At 61.6% G+C, this 5,415-nt stretch carries 4 protein-coding genes; all 4 read left to right on the top strand.

The features are described 5' to 3' along the window. Positions 1 to 200 precede the first annotated feature (200 nt). A complete protein-coding gene (locus RIN13_RS20165) occupies positions 201 to 1,727 on the top strand; it encodes a sugar ABC transporter ATP-binding protein (RefSeq protein ID WP_309109093.1) in 1,527 nt (508 codons plus the stop codon). Further along, complete coding sequence (locus RIN13_RS20160) at positions 1,724 to 2,755, top strand: ABC transporter permease (RefSeq protein WP_309109092.1); 1,032 nt, start codon at positions 1,724 to 1,726, stop codon at positions 2,753 to 2,755. The genes RIN13_RS20165 and RIN13_RS20160 overlap by 4 nt, the downstream gene beginning before the upstream one ends. Continuing rightward, the gene (gene yjfF, locus RIN13_RS20155; protein ID WP_309109091.1) at positions 2,755 to 3,771 is read left to right on the top strand and encodes a galactofuranose ABC transporter, permease protein YjfF; all 1,017 of its coding nucleotides are present in this window, start codon (positions 2,755 to 2,757) and stop codon (positions 3,769 to 3,771) included. The genes RIN13_RS20160 and yjfF overlap by 1 nt, the downstream gene beginning before the upstream one ends. A gap of 106 nt (positions 3,772 to 3,877) precedes the next feature. Beyond that, positions 3,878 to 5,335, top strand: a complete 1,458-nt coding sequence (locus RIN13_RS20150) for a family 43 glycosylhydrolase (protein WP_309109090.1) — start codon at positions 3,878 to 3,880, stop codon at positions 5,333 to 5,335. Positions 5,336 to 5,415 lie beyond the last annotated feature (80 nt).

Genomic DNA, 5,415 nt, shown 5'->3' with positions numbered 1-5,415 from the left:
TCCTCGCCGGCGAAACGGTCCCCGAGCGCGTCGTCACCGAAGAAACCACCTTCACCCAGGAACAGGCCATCAAGGCCCTGCCTACCCGTCAGTACTGAGCCCCCCGCTCACCTGACCGTCCGTGCGGCGACAGTACATGACACTGCCGCCGCACGGATCAATCCGCCACCGCACGGATCAACACAGAAAAGATACATAGGATGAACGAACTCGTTCCGGTCGTCGAGATGACCGACATTGCCATCGGATTCCCAGGGGTCAAGGCCCTTGACGACGTAAGCTTCCGTCTCTTCCAAGGCGAAGTACACGCCCTCATGGGCGAAAACGGGGCGGGCAAATCCACCCTTATCAAGGCGCTGACAGGCGTCTACACCATCGACTCTGGCCGGATCACTGTCCTCGGCCAGCAGAAGCACTTCTCTACTCCCGCAGAGTCCCAGGCGGCCGGCATCAGCACCGTCTACCAGGAAGTTAACCTCTGCACCAACCTCACCGTCGAAGAGAACGTGATGCTGGGCCGCGAGCCCCGGCGCCGCGGATCCATCGACTGGCGGGCAGTGCGGGCGCGGACCCGCGAGGTCCTTGCCCAGTTGCACCTGGAGCACGTGGAACCAGGTTCCCTGCTTTCCGAACATTCCATCGCCGTCCAGCAACTGATAGCGATCGCCCGCTCGGTCGAAGTTAACGCGAAGGTCCTGATCCTGGACGAGCCGACGTCGAGCCTTGACGCGGATGAAGTGAACCAGCTCTTCCGCGTGATCCGTGACCTGCGCGACCGCGGGGTTGCCATCCTGTTCGTATCGCACTTCCTGGAGCAAGTGTACGAGCTCTCGGACCGCATGACCGTCCTCCGCAACGGCAAGCTCGTGGGTGAGTACATGACCCGCGACCTTTCCCGTATGAACCTCATTTCGAAGATGATCGGCAAGGACCTTGAGGTCCTTGAGGAACTCGACCAGGCTTCCACCCGTTCCCAGGCCAGGCTTGCAGCCACCGCCCAGCCCTTCATGGAAACAACCGGGCTCGGAAGAAAAGGCTCGGTCTCCAACGTCAACCTCTCCATCTACCCGGGCGAGGTTGTGGGACTGGCCGGACTGCTCGGCGCAGGGCGCACGGAAACCGCACGCCTGCTCTTCGGGGCTGACAAGGCCGACGAAGGCTCCCTCAAGATCAAGGGACAGCCGCTGAAAATGCGCAGCCCCCGCACCGCAATCGACCACGGCATTGGTTTCTGCTCCGAAGACCGCAAAGAGGAAGGCCTGATCGGCGACCTCACAGTCCGGGACAACCTTGTGCTCGCGATGCAGGCCACCAAAGGCTGGGCCCGCCGGATCCCCCGCCGTGTGCAGGACGAACTCGTTGCCGAATTCATCCAGGCCCTCGACATCCGTCCGGCAAACCCCGAGGCCCTGATCCGCAACCTCAGTGGTGGCAACCAGCAGAAAGTCCTGCTTGCGCGCTGGATGGTGACATCCCCGGATCTGCTGATCCTGGACGAGCCGACCCGCGGCATCGACATCGGCGCAAAGACCCAGATCCAGAAGCTGGTCAACCGGTTGGCGTCCGAGGGAATGTCCATCCTCTTTATCTCCTCTGAACTTGAGGAAGTGCTCCGGCTCAGCGACCGCATCGCCATCATCAAAGACCGTGCCATGGTCGCGGACATTAGTAACGACGACGTTTCCGTCGAGGACGTCCTGACAGTCATCGCCGGAGGCGCACAATGAAATCAATTCTGAAAAACCGGCTGGCATGGCCCGTCATAGCACTGGTCGCCCTGCTGGCAGTCAACCAGATCTTCCGTGCAGACTTCCTCAGCCTCCGCATGCAGGACGGCCACCTCTACGGCAGCCTCATCGACATCATGCGCAACGGCGCTCCCACAATCCTCATCGCGCTCGGCATGACACTGGTCATTGCTTCACGTGGCATCGACCTTTCCGTAGGCGCCGTGGTTGCCATCGCCGGCGCTGCATCATGTGCCTACATTGCGGCTTCTCCTGAGCCCGCTTCACCGGTAACAGCGGCCATGGCTGTGCTCATCGCCGTCGTCGCCGGTTTGGTCCTTGGCGTTTGGAACGGCTTCCTGGTTTCGACTATCGGAATCCAGCCCATCATCGCCACGCTGGTGCTCATGACCGCGGGGCGCGGCATCGCCCAGCTCATCACGGACGGACAGATCGTTTCCGTGACCAACGACAGCTACAAGGCAATCGGGGCAGGCTACCTCTTCACCCTCCCCATCTCGATCCTCATCACCGCCGTCGTCTTCATCCTGGCCTCTGTCCTGACCCGCAGGACTGCTCTGGGCACGCTGATCGAGGCAGTGGGAATCAACCCGGTCGCCAGCCGCCTGGCAGGCCTCCGCGCCCGCAACATCATTTGGATCGTTTACATCTTCAGCGCATTCTGTGCAGCTATCGCCGGGCTCATGATCAGTTCCAATGTCACTGCAGCGGATGCCAACAACGCCGGCCTCTACATCGAGATGGACGCCATTCTCGCCGTCGTTATCGGCGGCACCTCCCTTGCCGGCGGCCGCTACAGCCTGGTGGGAACCGTGGTGGGAGCATTCATCATCCAGACCCTCACCACCACTGTTTACACTCTCGGAATTCCGCCGGAGGTCACTCTGGTGTTCAAAGCCCTGGTGGTCCTCACCGTCTGCCTGTTGCAGGCGCCCAAGGCCCGGAACCTCCTGAGGAACCTCAGGCCGGCAAGCCCGCTCCGCACTAAGGAAAAGGTCGCAGTCTAATGTCTCCCCTCTCCACAGTGGCCCCGCCCACCGTCAAAAAAACCTCGTCCGTCGGAAGCCGCATCCGTGGCGGCGCCCGTTACGCCCCCACCCTCGCTACCCTTGTCCTCTTCATCCTGATGTTTGTTGTCGGCGCCGGAATGTACCCGAGCTTCCTGTCCGGCCAGGTCCTGTTGAACCTCTTCATCGACAACACGTTCCTGATCGTGCTTGCCGTCGGTATGACCTTCGTTATCCTGACCGGTGGAATTGACCTCTCCGTGGGAGCCGTCGTCGCGCTGTCCATGATGGTTACAGCCACCATGCTTCAAAACGGCTGGAACCCCGCGATAGTGATCCTCGCTGTGCTGGTGATCGGAGGAGGACTGGGCCTGCTCATGGGTATGGTCATCCAGTATTTCGACATCCAGCCCTTCATCGTGACCCTGGCGGGCATGTTCCTGGCGCGCGGGCTTTGCTACGTGATCAGCCTGGAATCCATTCCCGTCACGGATCCCTTCTTCACCGAAATGGCCCAAGCCAGGATCCCGCTCTCGGAGGAACTGTTTATCTCTCCCGGCGTATTGATCGCTCTCGTCGTCGTCGGGCTAGCTTTCTTCATCCTGCACCACACGCGCTTCGGCCGGACCGTCTACGCCATTGGCGGCAACGAGAACTCCGCCATGCTCATGGGCCTCGCGGTCAAGAGCACCAAGATCCTCGTTTACTGCGTCAGCGGCCTTTGCTCTGCGGTAGCCGGAATTCTGTTTTCCTTCTACAGCCTCTCCGGGTACAGCCTGGCGGCTCAAGGCATGGAGCTGGATGCCATCGCCGCCGTCGTCATCGGCGGAACCCTGCTGACCGGCGGAGTGGGCTACGTACTGGGTTCGGTGGTGGGTGTCCTCGTTCTGGGTATCGTCCAGACCTTCATCGCCTACGACGGAACGCTCAGCTCCTGGTGGACCAAGATCGTCATCGGCGGATTGCTCCTGGTCTTCATCCTGCTGCAGAGGCTCTTCACAAGACGCACAGCCTAGATAAGACAGCTTTACAGCCTCACATCCTGAACTCTCGTGTGACTTGGGCCCTGCTTTCTGCAGGGCCCAAGCCATGCGAAGGCACAAACGAAAGGACACCTCTGCAATGACTGCTTTGTCTCCATCCTCCTTTTCCCGCCGTTCCTTCCTGGGTACCGGATCAGCTGCCGCTGCCGGCCTGCTCCTCGCCGGAGGCGCCGCAGCGGATGGCCTGTTCCACGCGCCCTCCGCCCACGCCGCCACCGCACCACAACCGGTGATCAACCCCATCGTCAATCAGCGGGCTGATCCATGGCTCATGAAACATACAGACAACAGGTACTACTTCACCGGCTCCGTTCCCGAGTACGACCGCATCATCATACGGTCCTCCTCCACCATCTCCGGACTTGGCAGCGCCCCCGAGGCAGTGGTCTGGAAGAGGCCGCCCTCGGGAACCATGGGCGGTCATATCTGGGCTCCTGAACTGCACCACTTCGACGGCAAATGGCACATCTACTTCGCGGCCGGTGACAGCACAGACGTCTTCCGCGTACGGATTTACGTGATCTCGACGGACTCCGCAGATCCGGCCACCGCAGTCTGGGAACCGCCTGTCCGCGTCTTCACCCATGCCGACACCTTCTCCCTGGATGCCACCACTTTCGAACACGCCGGTACACGCTACCTGGTGTGGGCCCAGGCGGATGCCGGGGTGAACTCCAGCCTCTTCATCTCCACCATGGGGTCCCCTTCTACACTTTCAAGCACGCCCGTCCGCATCGCCGTGCCCACGTTGGACTGGGAGACCAGGGGCTTCCGTGTTAACGAAGGCGCAGCCGTCATCAAGCGGAACGGCCGGATCTTCCTGACCTTCTCGGCCAGCGCCACCGATGCCAACTACTGCATCGGCCTTCTGACCGCTGACGAGGACGCAGACCTGCTTGATGCGGCATCGTGGATCAAAACGCCGACGCCGGTATTCGCCACCTCCGATGCGACCAAGCAGTACGGGCCAGGCCACAATTCGTTCACTGTGGACGAGGCAGGCAACGATGTGATCGTCTACCACGCCAGGTCCTACCGGGCCATTACGGGTGACCCCTTGTACGATCCCAACCGGCATGCCCGAGTGCAGCGCCTGCACTGGAACGCCGACGGCACGCCCCAGTTCGGCGTTCCGGTCGGCGATGGCCCACTACCGTTCCGGTGGCAACCAGCCGAAGCTCCTGAACTGTACCTGGCCCATGACGGAACCACCGTCACAGCCTCCGCAACACCATCCCTGGCCGCCTCCCAGTTCCGGATTCTCCCGGGTTACGCCAAGAAGAACTCCGTCCTGATTGAACCGGTCCTGGCCAAGGGACGCTACCTGAGGATCGAGGCCGGAAACCTCGTCATTGCATCCGCCCCCGGCGCCTCCTCCGCCTTCATCCAGCAGAAGGGCTTGTCGGATAGTGCGGGTTTCTCTTTCGAATCAGTCGACATCCCCGGTTCCTACCTTTGCCTGAACCAGGGGGTCCTCACGGTGTCCAGGGTCGCCGCCAGCCAACGGGCTGCCGCTACCTTCAAATTAACGTCCTGACCCGCTGACCCCGCAGCGGGCTGGCAGGGAATTCCCTCAAACTCGAAATTTGAGGGCATCAGCTGCCAGTCCGCGCGCGG

This window comes from Arthrobacter sp., from assembly GCF_031179985.1.
Classification (GTDB): Bacteria; Actinomycetota; Actinomycetes; order Actinomycetales; family Micrococcaceae; genus Arthrobacter.
This window is presented reverse-complemented; position numbering and strand designations above follow the sequence as displayed.

Coding starts and splice junctions, on each gene's coding strand:
- RIN13_RS20165 (WP_309109093.1), top strand. CDS start 201: ATGAACGAACTCGTTCCGGTCGTCGAGATGACCGACATTGCCATCGGA.
- RIN13_RS20160 (WP_309109092.1), top strand. CDS start 1,724: ATGAAATCAATTCTGAAAAACCGGCTGGCATGGCCCGTCATAGCACTG.
- yjfF (WP_309109091.1), top strand. CDS start 2,755: ATGTCTCCCCTCTCCACAGTGGCCCCGCCCACCGTCAAAAAAACCTCG.
- RIN13_RS20150 (WP_309109090.1), top strand. CDS start 3,878: ATGACTGCTTTGTCTCCATCCTCCTTTTCCCGCCGTTCCTTCCTGGGT.